This is a genomic window from Aquimarina discodermiae, from assembly GCF_040786235.1.
Taxonomy (GTDB): Bacteria; Bacteroidota; Bacteroidia; order Flavobacteriales; family Flavobacteriaceae; genus Aquimarina.
Genome location: NZ_JBFMKP010000009.1, coordinates 135,045 through 154,994, shown reverse-complemented (window position 1 = coordinate 154,994; position 19,950 = coordinate 135,045). Strand labels below are relative to the sequence as shown.

The window sequence follows — 19,950 nt, the reverse complement described above, 5'->3', positions numbered from 1 at the left end:
TTTTCATTACTTTTTTAGTTGTTTTTGTAGTGGTATTTGTTTTCTGAGATCAGGTTGCCATCGGCATCTTTTACAAATTGTAAGCGGTTAAACTCATCATATTCATAATACATAGTATACCCTTTGGCATCCGTCATACTGGTTACTCCAATTAATGGATCATAGGTATAAGTTGATACCATCGCATTTGGTAATGCCTCTCTTAGCGTTTGTAATGCATTTCTAAGAATTTGTTCTTTACAACTAGATGTTCTACAATGATCTGTATCGCCATTAGACTTGGTTTGCAGATCACCTATATACCCAGAAACCTCACTATAGGTAACATTTTCGATCTTGGCAATGGGTAATTGTTCGTTATACCCCCAGATATAGACGATATTGGTACCTTCTGCTCTTGACACCTCTACTGGTTTTCCTAATGCGTTATAACGGTGGTAGTGTACTCGATCCTCTAAAATATTGGTAGCGGTAATAGCTCCTTTAGCAGTTTGTATACTTTTTACCTGTGCACTATGTCCACCTTGCTTGTACAAAGTACGTTGTGTAGATAATAGGGTGTTATCCCGATAACTTTCTGTTTGTATAGGCGTAGCAATGCGATGTTGGTTTTCTAATATCTCGTACATATTTTTATCAGCAGTATTAATGCTTGTCAAACTATTTCGAGCATTAGGATAATACGTTTTTGTCTTAAAGACCCCTTTTTTACTGTCCTTTGCAGTACTTTCTGTTAAAAAATAATTAGGATGGTTATAGGTATAACTCTTTTCGGTTACTACAGGGTTTTCTCCCTTAGTATCATAGGTGGTTTCCTGGGTGGCAGTTAGCAATCTTTTGCCTAATGAGATATAACTTCTATTATAGATAAATTCATGATTATATTCTCCACAATTCTCTCTAGTAGATGCCCAATGAACTAATCCATTTGGATCCATTGAATGAAGCAGATTAAAAGGCAACGTAGACTCATCAAAAGTCGAATACGTATTATCTATTGTTTTAAGCAAGGTATATGTATTTCTGTCTTTTTTATACACTTTTTGCGTTTTTAATTTTCCTCCCGCCCAACTTCTCACTTTATAGTTTGCAAAATTACCGTACCCATTTTCTAATATGGTTTGATAATAAAGATCTTTTATCGGGATACGTGGAAAAGGGCTAGCTTCTGTACTGCAACTCTGGTGATCATATTCAGGGTGTTTATAAAATGTAAACGCTGAACCAGAACCGGGGGCGCCCGTATCCATTAAACGAAATACAGGGGTGCGCTCATAGGTAGATACTGTTTTTCCGTTGTTATCACCAGCATTGTCAATATCATATTCAGTAACTTCTGTATATTCTACAGAAGGCCCTCCATTTAGGTTAAGAGAATATGTGGGATATGAAGAAATAATATTGGAAATCGTTGTTGTACCACTTGTTTTGTGCAACAATCGATACCCTTGATTATCTATAGGGATCAATACTCTTGGGGTATTATAGCCATATTCCTTTTTTGATGAAAACGCACTATGAATACCGTCATAGTTGGTAATAGATTTAATACGAAGTCCTCCTACTAATCTTTCTTCTTCTATCGTCTGGTACCCATCTATATATTTCCATGATACAGTTACATTAATCCCGGTACAGGAATAGTTGGGAATAGAGTTTGCAAATTCTTCCAGTTCTAATTGATACGTCTTGTCGCTAAACTGGCTAATGGTTTCAGAATACCCATTGTTATAAGGCTCACTTAAAGGAATTAATGCCCTTTTATACGCTTTACCATTAACCTTGACAAAAGCTTTTCGTGCCTCTTCATTATTGAGACATGGGCGAAAGGAATACCGTAATGTTGGTGAAAGGGCTTCATTTGGGATAGAATAGCTAAATGTCTTTTTATTGGTACCACATCCAGTGTCAGGAGAATCTACAGAAAAGGATAAGGTTTTAGTTTTATATATAGGGACCGTTCCATTTGAAAGGTATTTATTAGCCTCATATTCAAATTCGGTATATCCTCCCGTAGGGTATATTATTTTGGTAAGAATCCCTGCTTTTGATTTTTCTTCGTTTGCACTTCTATCTCCGGTACCTGCCTCTGCAATATGAGGGTAGCCACCATGTTCTTCACCCAACAAGTAAAATATTGCATTGTGTTTATGCATATAACTCTCTGTGTTGTGATTGGCATATCCCCAAAAATCCTGACCCGATGATGTTCGTATAGGTAATGTAGTGTTATTATACTCAAAACGATATTTTTGTGGGTTAGGGGTATTACTATAAAGATGTATCTCGGTTAGTTTTAGAGATTTTCTATATCGATCTGTACTTAAATCACTTTGGTAGACTCTATGATATCCCCCACCACTACGATTGTAATAATCATACACAAAGGAAACCTGTTGTATCATGTTATCAATGCCACCACTAGTACTATAAACTTTAATATGATTTAATTTGGGGGATTGGCTATCGATACGATCCAGGCTATACTCAAAAACAACATAGCCTGTTTTAAAATCAATTCGTTTCAATGTTTTTTCATGACTCAGGTATGATACATCTGAACGAGTTACTTCAGGGGGAGCAGGAGTCCAATTAGGACTAAGAGCATTATGAGGAGAACCTAGGTCCATAGATATTCTATCTCCTGTTTTTTCTTTTCGTTTTGTAAAGGTATGATTGTCATAAGAAAAAGTAACCTGATCGACCTTATTAGAAGAAAGAACTTTGGTTAGATAATAAGTCGCGGTAAAATTTCTAAATACTGGGGCTGTATGATGATCTCTCCAGTTATCAACTCGTTCCTCTGCACCAAAACTTAATAGTGTACCATCTTCCAGAGTAGCATTAAAAGTATTGTTTTCTGAAGGATCACGTTCAACATGTATTGGTTTATAATCATGAAATATATAGTCGTTTTTAGCATGACCATATGTAAATGTTCCTGTATTACCAGTATAATTAAACAAATAGTCATCTGCATTAAGATCTGCTCTTTGTTGAGTAACATCTCTAAAAAAACTTGTAAAGGTATGGTTATACTGCACATTGTTGAAATCAAGGGAAGTACCACCCCCAGGTAAACCATTTATTTTTCTAATTATGGCTCCCCCGGCATTTAAGGTCCACCCCAATCCTACCCATGAAGCTTCTTCATTTACTCTTATTCCCGAAGTGGCATTATAACTTAGGCTTATAGGGATTTCAATATCTCCTTGTTTAATAGTATATAAAGGAATTGAAATATTTGTGGTTCCCAGATTCTTATTTACGGGAAAAGTCCCAAATTTACCTAAGCTTGCTGCATTGGGTGAAACAGGGGCATAACTTTGTAGGTCTTGCCCAAAACCTATTCCTGTAAACAATAGGAATAGATACATGATATATATTCTCATAAAAACAATGTTTAGTTTACTAATCTTGATTTTTTTTGGCCGCAAATGTAAGTCGCATTTATAGATAAATTGTCCTGATTATATAGGGAAAAAGCACCCTTTTTGTTCTAAGGCATTAAATCATCGGTAAACAACTCAAAATGTGACAGTTTTTGTTTAATACTATTTTTTCATAGAGCAAGATTACAAAAAGACAGTATCAAATTCTGACACTCTGATTTTTTTGTAAATAATCTTATCTCATCTTAGGTATTTATGTCACAACTTATTGAGATGTTACCTTTATTGATTATTTTTTTTGTTTTAGGTTCGAAGTCCGAAGCTCGAAGTCCGAAGCTCGAAGTCCGAAGCTCGAAGTCCGAGGTCGGAAGACGGAGGTTGTTCTCGGTATTAGAGGGGGTAGTAATGAAGAGGGTAAGGAGAAGTTTTTGATAAAAATTAAAAAAATAGGATGTAAAGAAGCGTTTAAATATCCTTTTGCAAATTAGCTCGAAGCCTTTTAATGGCTCGATACACTATAGTTCTAACAGTCTCGATAGTATTGTCTGTTAATAAAGCAATTTCTTCATAGCTTTTTTCCATATGATACCTGAAAAAAATAACTTCTCGCTGTTTTACAGGAAGATCATACAGTGCATTTTCTAGTCTAGATGAATACTCAGAAATGATTTCTTCTTTTATGATTACTTGTTCTACAGAGTCCTCTTTTTGTGGGATATTCATGGTGGATACCTCAGAAGATATTATTTTTAATTTTCCAAAATGAGGTTTACTTACTTTTCTTTTAAGTGATCTATACAAATAGTATTCGACATTGGTAACATCAGAAAGTGTTTTTCTGTATTTATAAATGTCTAAAAACAAATCGTGGATACAATCTTTTACACGGTCAGAATCTCGAGTATATTTCATTCCGTATGAATAAAGAGAGTTTATATATAGGTTATATAATTCGCTTAAAGCAACCAGATCATCTTTTCTTATTTGCTGCCATAAAAGAATCCCCTTCTCTGTATTGTTTTGCATAAAGTTAATCTGTGTTCTAAGAACTTAGTAAAAAGTACAATGTTTAAAGATAAAAACTTATTTAAAATACACAAATAATAGGAGTAATCATATATTACATTGTTATTTTTTGTAAGAATTCTTTTTTGAATTAGAAGTTGGTCAATAAAATCGAAATAGGATTCGTATTAAGAAATGTTTTTAGAAAAAAAATACAATTATAACTTCTTAATAATGAGTATTTTGTGTATTTTTTAACAAAAAAACCAAAAAAAATATTAAAAAAAGTGTCTATGCTTTCTCTTTTCTCGCCTTTAGTATAATGAGAACCGAAATAAAATTTAATTAAAAAACAAAGAATACTGTAAATGAATATTAAAAAAATTCATAGAATAAATGAGGATGAAAAAACTCGATTAAGAAATCGAATTCATCATTCTATCAAGAAACATGCTATAGAAAGCAAACGGAAAAGAAAAAAGAGAAGTATTTATTTTTCTGTGGCGGCTTCGGTTCTTTTTATTTTTGGAATTTCATTTTTTCATGAAATGAAGAAATCCAGAAGTTATATTGAACAATATGTGGAGGTAAACCAAACGACAGCTCCAATACATAATGGGGAGGTGAAAATAGTATTAAATAATCAAAAAATTATCAATTTAAAAGAAGAGGCTCCTTCTATAATATATACTAACAACGGAGAAACCATACGAGTAAATGATGAGAATATACAGTATAAAGACACGGTTTCTAAAAAGAAGGTTTTTAATTCGATCATTGTTCCTTATGGTAAACGATCTTTTATTACATTATCAGATGGATCAAAAGTATGGATGAATTCTGGTAGTAAACTTACCTATTTAGCAAATTTTGAAGAAGATAAAAGAGAGGTTTATCTAGAAGGAGAAGCCATTTTTGAAGTAACTCATAACAAAGAAAGACCTTTTTATGTGTATACCAGAGATAATCGTGTAGAAGTATTAGGTACCGTTTTTAACGTGAGTAATTATAGTGACGATGACTTTACAGAAACTACTTTAAAAAGTGGAAGTGTTGAAATTAAATACGCATCAAGCTCATTATTTGGCTCTTCTACTACGAGAATTACACCTGGTACGATGGCAACTTATAATAGAAATACAAAAGCAATTAGTCAGAAAATTGTAAACGTAGATGAGTATATGTCCTGGAGAGATGGAGTTTTTATATTTCATAGTGAGAGTCTGACCAACATACTACGAAAAGTTTCTAGATATTATAATGTTAAAATTACAGTCAACGAAACGGCATTAAAAGAACTTAAGTTCTCTGGTTCTTTAGATCTGAAAGGTAGCATTGAAGAAGTGATGCAACTGCTAAAGGAAAGTACAAAGTTTAACTATCAAAAAATAGACAATCAAATAATTATTAATTAATAAAAATTCATGAATGAGTAATAAATAGCGGAAAACAAAAAAGCCAGAAGATGCGGCAACATCTTCTGACTTATAATAAAGTAAACATTGTAGTAAACAACATTTATAAACAGACAACAAAAATATGAATAAAAAAAATACGAGGGTTCCTTTAATTTCAAAAAAAGGACTTGAAAAACTCATATGGAGTATGATTAAAACTTATGTTTTATGCTTGTGTTTTGGTTTAAGTAGTATTTATGCTAAAAATGCATATGGGCAGAAGAAAATTGATATAGATGTAAATGAGGTAAGTATTGAACGATTTTTTGAAGAAATTCAGAAAAAAAGCAATTTTATTTTCTTTTACAATGATGATGTAGTTGATGAACTCAAGAAAATATCCTTGAAGACCAATAAAGAATCCATAACATCAATACTAAAAAGAGTATTAAGTAATAATAATCTGGCTTTTAAAATTATTGATAGGCAAATTATTATCACCAAAGAAGAGAAGCCAAAAATAACGCAACAAATTGTTTCTGGAAAAATTACTGATAACAAGGGTACACCTCTCCTTGGAGTTACAATTCTTATAGAAGGAGAAAATAAAGGAGTTACAAGTGATTTTGATGGTAATTATGAGATTCCTGCAAACAAAGGCCAGGTGCTGGTTTTTAGTTATATAGGAATGAAAGAGAAAAAAGTACCTGTAGGAGATAGTACCGTAATAGATGTTACTTTAGAAGATGATGTTGAAGGATTAGAAGAAGTTGTTATTACTGGATATCAGAATATTAAGAAAGTATTTTTTACAGGAGCATCTCAGTCCTTAAAAGCGGCAGATATAAAGCTAGAAGGAGTTCCTGATGTATCACGATCTTTAGAGGGAAGAGCAGCAGGAGTATCCATTCAAAATGTTACAGGAACTTTTGGAGCTACCCCCAAGATTACAATTCGAGGATCTTCATCTATTTTGGGAGACACAAAACCGATTTGGATTATCGATGGGGCTATTCAAGAAGAAATTATTAACCTTTCTCTTAATGATTTGGTATCTGGAGATACTAATACACTACTAAGTTCTGCAGTAGCAGGGCTAAATGCAGCAGATATAGAGAATATAGAAATATTAAAGGATGCATCTGCAACCGCATTGTATGGTGCCAGAGCACTTAATGGAGTAGTAGTAATTACCACCAAATCTGGGAAAAGAAATGAAAAAACAACGGTAAACTACTCATCAGAATATGCAGTACGTGCCATCCCGAGATATAATCAGTTTAATTTATTAAATTCTCAGGAAACCGTTTCAATTTACAGAGAATTGGAGAGTAAAGGTTTTCTTAGTCTTCCTAATAGTTTACAAGGAAGATTTGGAGGGATTTACAACCTAATGTATAACAGAATAAATACATTCAACCCAGAAACTAATTCTTTTTTGCTAGCCAATACACCAGAAGCGAAAGCTCGTTTTTTGCAGCAGTATGAATTGGCCAATACAGATTGGTTTAAAACGCTTTTTCGTCCAACACCAACACAAACTCATTCGTTAAGTTTTTCTGGTGGTGGAGAAAACTCTGCGCAATACGCTTCTATAGGCTATTTTACAGATCCGGGATGGACTATTGCAGATAGAGTTAGACGACTTACAGGTAATTTGAGAAACACTTATTTTTTAGGAAAAAAACATAAAGTTACGGTCCTTATACAAGGATCTTATAGAGATCAAAATGCACCAGGTTCTTTTGACAGGCAAACCGATGTCGTTAATGGAAGTTTCAACAGGGATTTTGATATCAACCCTTTTAGTTATGCTTTAAATACAAGCCGTGCTATTCGTCCCAGGGATAATCAAGGTAATCTTGAATATACAAGGTATAATTGGGCGCCATTTAATATTTTAAATGAACTGAAAACCAATACAACAGAGTTGAAAGTTCTTGATCTGAAGTTTCAAGGTGAATTCGAAACCAAGTTAACTGAAAATTTAAAATATAATTTTCTTGGAACAGCACGCTATGCAAACTCAACTAATGAGCATAAAGTAAGGGAAGATTCGAATGTTGCTGGTGCATATCGATCTAATGAAACCACCATTGTAGAAGATGCGAATATCTTTTTGTTTTCAGACCCGGATGACCCTAATTCTAGGCCGCAAGTAGTATTACCATCGGGAGGGATTTATACCAGAAGAGAAAACAGAATTGTTACCTATAATTTTAGAAATACATTAGACTTTACTAAAGAACTAGGGGATAAAAGTGATTTAAGGGTATATCTGGGGCAAGAGTTTAGATTCGTTGATAGAGAACAAAGCTTTAACAGAGGTTTTGGATATCAGTTTTCTAGAGGAGGTGTACCATTTACCGATCCAGATATTATTAACAAACTTATTTTAGATGGTGGCAACTATTTTGGATTAACACAAAGTAGAGAAAGGGGAATGACATTTTTTACCACGGCTACCTATGCATTTGATAAAAAATATATTCTTAATGTTACCGGAAATTATGAAGGATCTAACAGAGCAGGAAAATCTTCTAGTACAAGATGGTTACCCACCTATAATATAGGAGCCAAATGGAATATTGATCAGGAACCATTTATTCAGGACGTAAGTTGGATATCTAAGTTAGCATTTCGTCCAAGTTATGGATTAGTAGGATTGTTAGCCGATAATGTAAGTAATAACCTTGCTGTGTTTAGAAATGTATTGACCGATAGATTTAATCCTAATACTAGGGAGAATGCTATTAATATTGATGAACTTCAGAATACAGAACTTACCTGGGAGAAAACGTTAGAATTGAACCTGGGATTAGAAGCAGGATTCTTAGATAATAGAATTTCGTTTGTTGCAGATGTATATTTCAGAAAAGGGAAAGACTTAATAGACCAGTTAAGAACCTCTGGAGTTGGTGGACAGGCTATAAAATTAGCAAATAATGCTAATATGACCACGAATGGTGTTGAACTTCAGCTGAATACTAACAATATTGTTACTCCGAACTTTACATGGAATACTACAATAAATTTCTCTTATTTTGATCAGGAAATTACAGAATTACAGCAAAGGCCTAATGTTTTTGATTTAGTATCTCAAACAGGAGGAAATGCGATAGGTTTTCCTAGGGGATCCTTGTTTTCTTTTCAATTTGATAAATTAGATGAAAGGGGAGTGCCAACCTTTGTGTTTAATGACGATAGAGACCCCATTACCGGTGTTGATTTTCAGGAAATAGAAAATATCCTGGATTATCTAAAGTATGAAGGCCCTATAGAGCCTAATTATTCGGGAGGTATTTCTAATAATTTTACATATAAAAATTGGGGGCTTAGCTTTTTTGCGACGTTCTCGGCAGGTAATAAGATACGATTAGATCCATATTATTCATCTAGGTATAGTGATCTTTCGGTATTCCCAAAAGAGTTTACAGACAGGTGGATTTCTCCTGGTGATGAAAATATTACCAACGTACCAGTTATTCCTTCAAGAAGACTTATTAATGAAGTCGGTACGAATGAAATAGCGAGGGCCTATAATGCCTATAATTTTTCTTCAGAAAGAATTGCAGACGGAAGTTTTATTAGAATGAAAAACATTTCATTATCTTATGCTTTCAATAAAGAAATGTTAGACGCGATAAAACTTTCTAGTGTAAGACTAACATTTCAGTCTACAAATCCATTCTTAATTTATTCTGATAAAAAATTAAAAGGACAGGATCCCGAGTTTTTTAGAACCGGTGGGGTTGCATACCCTATTGCTAAGCAATATACGCTTTCACTTAATGTAGGATTTTAAAAAATAAGATTATGAATAGTATAAAAAAGAACATACTAAGCTTATTAGTAGTAAGCACCGTGCTATTTTCTTGTGATAGCTTTTTGGATGAAGTCCCAGATGAAAGAACACAAATTGATAATGCAGAAAAAATAGGAGAGCTAATCACAAAAGCTTACCCAGAAGCAGGGTACACTCCGTTTTTAGAACCCAGAACCGATAATGCAGGAGATAAAGGAGCTTCGGCATCAGAGAATAGGTACAATACAGAAATGTTTTTCTGGCGGGATGTAGATGATATCGATGAAGATTTTCCTGTAAATTACTGGAACGAAGCGTATGAAGCCATTGCTCAGGCAAATCACGCATTACAGGCATTAGAAGAGTTAGGCGGGGGTAGTGAGTTTAGTCATTTAAAAGGAGAAGCGCTGTTGGCCAGGGGCTATGCACATTTTATGCTGGTAAATATTTGGGCAAAGACTTATGACCCGGCTACAGCTGGATCTGATTTAGGTATTCCGTATGTAGATGAACCAGAAAATGTAGTGATTAAAGAGTATAAGAGAAATACAGTAAAAGAGGTTTATGACAGGATAGAAGCTGATCTTTTAGAAGGGTTGCCTTTAATAACAAATGAATATGATGTTCCTAAATTTCATTTTAATGTTAAAGCGGCCAATGCATTTGCTTCGAGGTTTTATACCTTTAAAGGTGAGTGGCAAAAAGTAATTGATTATAGTTCTGAAGTATTAGATGCAGATCCTGCTACTTTAATTAGAGATTGGGCAGGACTTTACCGTACCTTAACTTATAGCGAAAATCTAGCCAGGCATACCTCTACAGATGATCCGGCAAATCTTTTGCTAGTATCTGGAAGTTCGTTGTTTGGTAGGTTTTATGGGTCGGCAAGATATCAGTTAACTTCTGATGTAAGAAATGAACTTTTTAATGCAAACTCTCACCCAATTCCAACGCCTCCAAACACTAATGTAAGAAGCTGGGCGTATAGAGTTTTTGGAGTTGATTTGGCTCTTAATCTACCAAAGTATGATGAGTATTTTAGATTTACTAATGCTTCTGCAGGTATTGGAATTCCTTTTATTACCTATGTGTTGTTTTCTACAGACGAGGTGTTATTAAATAGAGCAGAAGCCTATGCGATGCTTAACCAAACTGATAAGGCATTGACAGATATTAATTCTTTTTTATCTGTAAAAACAAATAATTATGATGCGACTACAGATATTCTTGCTTTGGATGCAATCACTTCGTTTTATGCTATAGATTCTGGAATATACACTCCTTTTTATGAGATAAGTGCAAATCAATTACCATTAATACATTGTGTAACAGAATTTAGAAAAAGAGAATTCTATAATGAAGGATTACGTTGGTTTGATATTAGACGATTTAACCTGGAAGTTGAGCATGAAGACTTTGTAGGTAATAAAACGGTATTGGAAAAAGAAGATAACAGGAAGCAACTACAATTGCCACCAGATGCTATTTCTTTTGGATTAGAACCAAATGCCAGATAATACATAATTAAGAGATGTTACAATGAAACGAGATGATACAAGCTTTTTGATGAACTTAAATGTTTGGTTAGCGAGTTGATATAACATCTAAAAACAATAGTATAAACACATGAAAAGAATAATTCATTTAATTACCGTACTTAGCTGTTTTTTGATAGTAGTGCTATCATGTAAAAGCGATGAAGGTGTTGGCCCTAGTCAAATTAATACAGATACTCCTCTGTTATCTGAGTTAGATATTTGGCTAAGAGAGAACTTTATTGAGCCTTATAATATAGAAATACAATATAAATGGAATGAGAACGAAGTTGACCTTAATAGATATTTATACCCTCCTACAGAAGCAAATGTAAAACCTTTGATGGAGGTAGTGCTTGCTGTTTGGGTAGAACCTTATATACAATTAGGAGGTGAAGATTTCATAAAAACAATTGCTCCCAGACAATTTACACTAGTAGGAGGATTCAATTTTAATCCGTCTGGTACCATAACCCTTGGATTAGCAGAGGCAGGGACCAAAATAACGCTTTTTAATGTAGATCAGTTAGATCTGACGGATCTGGCATTAACTAAGCAATATTTTCAAACGATTCAGCATGAATACGGTCATATTTTGAATCAAGCAAAACCTTATGACCCTGCTTATGGTGAAATTAATCCAGAAGATTATACAGCACAATGGTTTAATAGATCTGATGCTACCGCTAGAGAATTAGGATATATCACAGCATATGCCTCTAGTAGCGAATCTGAAGATTTTGTAGAGATGATTGCAACCATGCTAACCAATTCTAAAGCAGAATTTGATGCTATTGTGAATGGGATAACCAGTACTGAAGCTCAGGGTGTTATAAGACAAAAAGAACAAATAGTGGTCAGTTACTTTAGTACCGAATTTGGAATTGATCTATATGAACTTCAGGAAGTAGTAAATCAAAACACATTAAATGTCATTAATTAATAACAAAATATTATGAATACGAATATATTAACAAAAATATCATTTTACTTGTTAATGATACTTATGGTAGTATCATGTACTAATGACGATGATGAAACTATTTTTGATGAAACCCCAAGTAAGAGAATAGACTCAAGAATTTCTGAATTAAGAGAATTGTTATTGGGGTCACCAGAAGGGTTTAAGACGGTATATTTTCCGAACAATACAAAGTACGGTGGTTTTACATTTTTTATGAAGTTTAATGTAGATGGAACTGTAGAAATGAGATCTGATGTTGATGCAGAAACTGGAGTTACAACAGGTTCGTATGAAGTTGATTTAGGGAGTGCCGTAGAGCTTATATTTTCTACACGTAACCAAATTCATAAGCTTTCTGATAGTAATATTCCTGGCCTTATTGGTAGTGGGTATGAAGGAAACTCTAATTTTCAATACATCAGTAATGAAAATGGAAAAATAACCTTCAAGGAACCCAGGCATGATGCCATTTTGGTTTTTGAGCCTGTTGCCAATAATGCTGATTGGATGCAGGTAGATGAATCATTGGCGATGAGAGAAAACCTAGTTCCAACAGCAACAACTTCAGTTTTTCAGCAGTTTATTGTAAAAACTCCTTCTGGACAGCAGAATTATAATCTAAACTATGATGGGCTACGTTATTTTGCAGGGCCAAGAAATCAGGCTCTAAATGGTGTAGTGTCCGAAATTAATTTTGGAATAGCATATACTCCTGAAGGATTAATAGTTAATCCACCGATAGAGCTAGATGGAGTTACCCATGAAACATTTGTATATGATACTACTCAAAATGTTTTTGTATCAACAGTAGGAGACCACGAAGCAAGTATTGGATTTAATGAAGAACCAGCTTTTATTACCGATGATTATTTGGATTTAGGAAATGGTTTTGATGGTTTTGTTTATCGTATTTCAGAAGGAGTAAATGTATTGACCTCTGCTGGATTTGACGCTATAGTAGCAAATGTGGATAATAATCTTTCTGGATTTGGATTGACTGTTCAACTTTTTGCGATCCTTTTAACCCCAGATGACAGTAATCAGATTTCAGTTATTATAGATGTTGCAGATGCTACCGATAGTTTTAGATCTGCATTCACTTTTAAACAGGAAATTAAAGAAGAGAAAATGTTTTTGACGTATTTGGAACCAGGAAATGAAGCTGCTGCTTTTTTCGAAACTCAACTTCAGCCTCTAATTGATTTTTGTAATAGTACAGAAGGGCTTTATTTTGAGACCAAAGGTTCTTTTCAAACTTCAACCACAGCTTTTTCTAATACATCAGGAACTTTTACAAGTGCTCAAACTCCTTCTCAAAGAGTATATGGATGGTTATTCTAGTGAAAAATTGACTGACTTTATGGATAAATACTAAATTTCATTGAACAAAAAGTTTTGAATCCAATGGATATAGAAAATACCCTAAGCATTTTTGTTTAGGGTATTTTCATTTTTAAGGTGTAGGAATTGGATGATATTTATAACTAAAGTTTATGTGTTAAAAGTTAGGTTGTTTGGATAGAATTAATCGATAAATTAATAAAAATAATGAGAAGAATGGATAGAGTAAGAATTGATTGGAGAAGTATTTCCTACATAATAATTTTCGTTTCGAAGGTGATATGATGGCTTTTGTGTGTTAAATTATGTCATTCGTATATTTTTTTTCTAAAATGTACGTTAATACAGTATTTTAGACTGTTTTTTAACTAAAAGCATAACTCAAATCATTAATAATGATGCTACACAAACTCACTGCCATAAAAGGCTCATGGCTTTTTATAGAAAGGTCATGTTATCTATTTATGACCTTATTCCTTTTAGGAATTCAATCCTCTTTCTCAAAAACCAATATTGAAGATGCTTCTGATCCCGGTACTACAACCAATTATGTAAAAATAGAAGAGGATAGTGCCAGATTAAATGTTAACGATTTGATCAATGAAGAAATGTGGAATACCTTATTTCCATATAGATTTGGCGCAAAAGATACTGGCGGGGGCGTATGGGTGTTAGATCCAAAAGATGATTTTTATACGTTTACTTCTTTTGTAGAAGCGATAAATAGAATGAGTACAATAACAGCAACTTTCGAAAGAAGATGTGGTACCAATGCTTATAGAGTTACTCGAACAGACGAAATTACTGGTGTATCTAAAATAATTCGTACCGATGCAGATTTTGATGCGCCAAGAAATACTGATAAAGAAATTGTTTCAGAGGTAGTAGATTATGGTTCTTTTTTAGAAGAAGGCGACCTCGAAACCAGAAAAAGAGAGATTGCTGCATTTTTCGCGAATATTTCGCATGAAACAACAGGAGGGTGGGCAACCGCACCAGGAGGAAGATTTTCTTGGGGATTACATTTCAGAGAAGAACCAACAACATCGCTGTATGCTTCTCCAGATCCAAACTACCCTCCAACACCAGGAAAATCGTATAAAGGAAGAGGTCCTATGCAATTATCGTATAATTATAATTATGGGCCAGCTAGCGAATTTATATTTGGAGATAAAAAAATACTATTAGATAATCCCGAAAAGGTTATAGAAGATGCAGCATTAGCGTTTCAAACCGCTATTTGGTTCTGGATGACACCGCAATATCCTAAGCCTTCTGCACATGATGTTATGGTTCGTAACTGGACTCCAAGAGAACGAGATCTTGCAAAGAATAGATTGCAAGGCCTTGGAATGACGGTAAATATTATTAATGGAGGGGTAGAATGTGGTACAGGAACAGAAAAGCCACAAGTAGTAGATCGAATAGGATATTATGAAAGATTTGCAGGTATTTATGGTATAGGAACCGATATGGATGGAGTTCATGATCTTTCTGATTGTGGATGTAAAGATATGACACCTTATGGGGGAGATGCAACGGATCTTACAGATGAGCCTTGTGCCAATAAACCTAAGGTTACTTTTGCTAGTCCAAGAAATAATCAAATAATAGAACAAACTACGTTTTCTGCCGTACAAGTTAGTTTGTCTGTAGACAAAAAAAATACTGAATTATCAAGCATTACTACAACGATTGAGGGACAAAATTTTATAGGCGAATCGTTTACTTGGAAACCTACCAGATACGGAACGCATGAGTTAACTACCAATGTATCTTTTGTAAATGGGGCTACAGCATCATCTACCATTACAGTATTAATATGGGATGGAGGATTACTTAACTGCGGATTGGTTCAGGAATGGAGTGCTACGGTCATTTATAGAGATAAAGACAGTTATGTAAAATACAATAATAAAGTATATAAAAATAGATGGTATGCAGATAGTAGTAATATTCCTGGAAATGATGAGGTATGGACATTTGTAGCAGATTGTGGTACAGATTCTAATATTGCTCCAACAGTAAGTTGGGAGGCTCCGTCTGCAGGACAAACCATCGAACAGACACGGCTTTCTGCAATAGCACTTCGCGCCAGGGCTACCGATACAGATGGAAACGTTCAATCTTTTGTGTTTAAGCATAATAATGAAAATATTAATGCTGCAGCAAATGGGAGTACGTATACTGCTAATTTCACACCTTCTTCATTTGGAACGTATTCGCTCATTGCCGCAGCAACAGATGATAAAGGAGCTACTACAGAGAGAACAATTACTTTTATTGTTAAAGAGAAAACAGTAGTGATAAATACACCACCATCTATAAGTGATATCGATCCTCAAAATGCAAGTACTATCGAGCAAACAACCCTTACACCTATAACTTTAAAGGCAATTGTTACAGATGATAAAGCGGTAAACTCGGTAACCTTCACGGTGGACAATAGTACAATTTCTACTTCTAAAAATGGAAACCAATATACAGCAAGCTGGATTCCTGTAACATTTGGTTCTGTTGTATTTAAGGTAGTGGCAACCGATAATGAAAATTCTTCTTCAGAAACTTCGATAAATTTTACGATAAAAGAAAAAGTAATAGTAACAAATACACCACCAACCATAAGTGGTATTAATCCACAAAATACAGCTATTATAGAACAAGAAAATTTAACAACTATTGTATTGTCTGCACTAGTAACAGATGATAAAAGTGTGGATAACGTAACTTTTACGGTTAATAACACTACTGTTTCAGCTTCTAAAAACGGAAATCAATATTCGGCTAATTGGACTCCTACAGTATTCGGTGATGTCACTTTTAAAGTAATGGCAACCGATAATGAAAATGCTTCTTCAGAAACTTCTGTAACCTTTACTATAAAAGAAAAAGTAACAGGCGGAAATTGTGATGGTATTAATGGATGGAGTGCAGATCAAATATATACTACCAAAGGAACTAAGGTTAGCTATAACGGAAAAATATATGCAAACGAATGGTGGACACAAGGTGATATTCCAGGTACCAGTTCTGTATGGAAATTTGTATCAAATTGCGATGGAAACGTATCTACAGATTTTTGTGGATTTACTCCTTGGGCTTCGGCAATCGCATATGATGGAGGAGATCAGGTATATTATGAACAAAAAATATACAAAGCCAAGTGGTGGACACAAAATAATACACCAGGGACTTCTAATGTATGGGATTTTGTCTCAGACTGTACTTCAGATCTAAGTAGTAAATCAACAAAAGCTTATACACTATTTCCTACAGTAGCCCGTAATTATGTGAATTTTAAAATTCATAGTAATACAACTTCAGAAATTCAAGTGTTTTTATACAATTTTGCTGGTAAACAGGTGAGCTCTAAATCCTATAAAAGAAATCAAAAAGGGAATTCTTCTTTAAGAAGATACGATATATCCAACCTTAAACAAGGAGTATATATTTTCAAAATTATAGTTGACAGAAAACGATATATCGATAAAATAATAAAACAATAACTCTAAATACTCAATTATCACCTCATCAAAATAGGTGAGATGATAAAAAACTAAAATTAAAACACGTAATATACACAAACCATGAGAAATTTATATGCTTTTTTAGTGATGCTATTCTGTACGTTTATGATGCAGGCTCAGTATACCTTTCCAGATTGTTATGCAGATTGGGATGCCAATACGGCACCTTATGACAAAGGGGATGAGGTATCAGTTAATAGCAAAAACTACCGATGCAAATACAATACAAATAATCCACCACCATCAGATGGATGGGAACAGGTGTCATCGTGCGGTGATGGAGGATTAGGAGGCAACTATACAGGTAACCAGAGAATTATTGGATATTTACCGACTTGGGTAGAAGATTATGATATCAAGAATAATTTTAACCCAGAAATAGTTACGAATTTGAATATCGCATTCTTAACATTTAAGCAAAATAATAACAATTATAACAGCGCTAATTTTGCATCAATAGATTTTGAAGAAAAAACAGAAAGAGACGTAGATTCTGTTTTAGTTGATTTAGGAGTTTTACAAAAGGCAAAAGCCAAAAATGTAAAGGTGTCTATTGCAATTGGGGGTGCAGAAGATTATGCATTTTTATGGCTAATGACGAAGTATCATAATAATGATGCCAAATTGGACGAGATAGCAACATTAATTACAAATTATGTTCAAGCAAATAATTTAGATGGTGTTGATCTGGATATGGAATGTTGGTGGGCAGACCCATCTATAGAAGGAACTACAGAACAAGCAGGTCGTGTTCGTGGTGATAAATGGGGAGGACAAGATGTAGGACCTCATCCGGCAGCTGTAGGCTTAACGCTTTTGAGTAAAAAACTGAAAGAAAAAATGCCTAATAAGTTATTGTCAGGTGCCGTATTCGGGACTTCTTGGTTTGGAAATAATTATGATGATAGAATTGCAGAATATTGGGATTGGATTGGACTTATGTCTTATGATTTTACAGGATCATGGAATCAGTCTCCTACGGGACCACATTCATCTCTTTATAAAACACCTTTAAATACATATCCCGGACAATCTGTAAATACTCCTATTTATTCTGTACAAGATGCTTTAGAGTATTGGATGGGGATCGCTACTCCAGAATGGAATCACGATGGAGGTTTTAACGTTCCTAAATCTAAATTAACCTTTGGTGTACCCGTATATGGTTATAACTTTGCTAAAAGAAAGCCTAATAACGGAAATGGTTTCGAATTTGTACCTTATAGAAAGATTATAGAAGAATACCCAAATGCGGCTACTAGTTATGATCCTCTTGATTCTAGACAATTAAATGGATATATAGGCGAAGACGGAAAAAAATTATATTATGATACTCCTAAACAAGCAGGAGCAAAACTAAATTATTCTAGAGATAATGGACACCAGGGAGTTATTGTTTGGGAGCTTACTCAGGACACCAATTATAACAACCCAGCGAGTATATTAAAAGCTATTAACGAGGCAGCAGGAAATACAACTCCAATTAATACTGCGCCAGTTGTAACATGGACTTCCCCATCAAATAATCAAGTAATAGAGCAAGAAACACTTTCTGCTATCACTCTGCAGGCAACTGCAATAGATGCTGATGGATCTATTCAGTCATTTTCTTTTAAACATAATAATACAACTATTAATGCTACCAATAATGGTAGTACTTATACTGCGAGCTTTACTCCTTCGGCATTTGGAGAATATACCATCGTTGCATCTGCTGCAGATAATAAAGGAGCGACTTCTCAAAAAACAATTAAGTTTACAGTAAGAGAAAAGACAGTTGTGGTAAATACACCACCTGTAATTAGCAGTATAGCCCCTCAGAACGGGAGTACAATAGAACAAACATCGTTGTCTGCTATAGCCCTAAATACTACTGTTACCGATGATAAAGAAGTAAGTACAGTAACTTTTATGGTTAATAATACTGCTGTTACAGCTTCTAAAAATGGAAATCAATATACAGCAAATTGGACACCAACCACTTTTGGGGCTGTTACATTTAAGGTGACAGCAACAGATAATGAAAATGCATCATCAGATAGTTCTGTAACATTTACTGTAAAAGAAAAAGTGGTAGGAGAAAATAGACCACCTGAAATTAGTGGAGTAACGCCACAAAATGGAGCTACAATAGAACAAACATCTTTGTCTGCCATAGCGATAAGTGCAACTGTAACCGATGATAATGCTGTGAGTTCAGTAACTTTTATAGTAAATAATACTACGGTTACTGCATCTCAGAACGGAAACCAATATACAGCAAGTTGGATACCAACTGCTTTTGGATCAGTTACTTTTAAAGTAATGGCGACCGATAATGAAAATGAGTCTTCAGATACTACAGTAACCTTTACAGTAAAAGAAAAAGTAACTGGAGGTGATTGTAATGGAGTAGAAGCATGGGATGCAGGCAAAATATATCCTACTAAAGGAGTTAAGGTAAGTTATAATGGTAAAGTATATATCAATGAATGGTGGACACAAGGAGATAAGCCAGGAACTAGTTCTGTATGGAGATTTGATGCTAACTGTGATGGATCAGGAAATGATTTCTGTGGATTTGCAGAATGGGTAGCTGCAATTGCATATAACGGAGGAGATCAAGTGTACTATAACCAAAAAATTTATAGAGCACAATGGTGGACTCAAAATAATACTCCAGATACTAATAATGTATGGCAAGTTGTTTCTGACTGTGCACAAAAAGGAGGATTATCTTCTAACGGTGTTTCTTTTTCTACGTATGTAGAAAATAGTATTACCTATCAGATTACTTCTGTTAATAATGAACTGGTAAATGTAAAACTATATGATTTATCAGGTAAGTTACTTAGTTCAGAATCTATATTAGATAACAATGGAACTAAGGCATATACTAGAGATTTATCACATTTAAGATCAGGTATTTATATTTATACTATAAGTATAGGTCAGGACAGGTTTAGTCAAAAAATCATTAGAAATTAAAGAATGTTTTTAATCCC

Annotated in this window: 9 protein-coding genes; 7 read left to right on the top strand and 2 right to left on the bottom strand. The window is 34.1% G+C overall.

The genetic code is table 11. The features are described 5' to 3' along the window. Positions 1-14: 14 nt before the first annotated feature. Both ABW636_RS07630 and ABW636_RS07625 read right to left on the bottom strand, forming a co-directional pair. Positions 15-3,392, bottom strand: coding sequence for an RHS repeat domain-containing protein (locus tag ABW636_RS07630; RefSeq protein ID WP_367589371.1), 3,378 nt, complete (start codon positions 3,390-3,392; stop codon positions 15-17). 465 nt (positions 3,393-3,857) lie between these two features. After that, complete coding sequence (locus ABW636_RS07625) at positions 3,858-4,418, bottom strand: RNA polymerase sigma factor (RefSeq protein WP_367589370.1); 561 nt, start codon at positions 4,416-4,418, stop codon at positions 3,858-3,860. Between the two features lie 347 nt (positions 4,419-4,765). Between ABW636_RS07625 and ABW636_RS07620 the strand changes: the two genes are divergently transcribed. The 7 genes from ABW636_RS07620 (at position 4,766) to ABW636_RS07590 (ending at position 19,933) form a co-directional block, all read left to right on the top strand. Beyond that, entirely contained in the window at positions 4,766-5,812 is a 1,047-nt protein-coding gene (locus ABW636_RS07620; protein WP_367589369.1) for a FecR family protein, read from the top strand. Positions 5,813-5,936: 124 nt separating this feature from the next. Continuing rightward, positions 5,937-9,599 (top strand): SusC/RagA family TonB-linked outer membrane protein, encoded by a 3,663-nt coding sequence (locus ABW636_RS07615; RefSeq protein WP_367589368.1) that lies wholly within the window; start codon positions 5,937-5,939, stop codon positions 9,597-9,599. A gap of 11 nt (positions 9,600-9,610) precedes the next feature. Beyond that, complete coding sequence (locus tag ABW636_RS07610; protein ID WP_367589367.1) at positions 9,611-11,116, top strand: RagB/SusD family nutrient uptake outer membrane protein; 1,506 nt, start codon at positions 9,611-9,613, stop codon at positions 11,114-11,116. A 109-nt stretch (positions 11,117-11,225) separates the two neighbouring features. Then, the gene (locus tag ABW636_RS07605) at positions 11,226-12,077 is read left to right on the top strand and encodes a zinc-binding metallopeptidase (protein WP_367589366.1); all 852 of its coding nucleotides are present in this window, start codon (positions 11,226-11,228) and stop codon (positions 12,075-12,077) included. Between the two features lie 12 nt (positions 12,078-12,089). After that, positions 12,090-13,439: a DUF4302 domain-containing protein gene (locus tag ABW636_RS07600; protein ID WP_367589365.1), complete on the top strand. Its 1,350-nt coding sequence runs from the start codon at positions 12,090-12,092 to the stop codon at positions 13,437-13,439. Positions 13,440-13,834: 395 nt separating this feature from the next. Next, the gene (locus ABW636_RS07595) at positions 13,835-16,945 is read left to right on the top strand and encodes a glycoside hydrolase family 19 protein (protein ID WP_367589364.1); all 3,111 of its coding nucleotides are present in this window, start codon (positions 13,835-13,837) and stop codon (positions 16,943-16,945) included. An 81-nt stretch (positions 16,946-17,026) separates the two neighbouring features. After that, positions 17,027-19,933, top strand: coding sequence for a glycosyl hydrolase family 18 protein (locus ABW636_RS07590; protein WP_367589363.1), 2,907 nt, complete (start codon positions 17,027-17,029; stop codon positions 19,931-19,933). Positions 19,934-19,950: the final 17 nt, after the last annotated feature.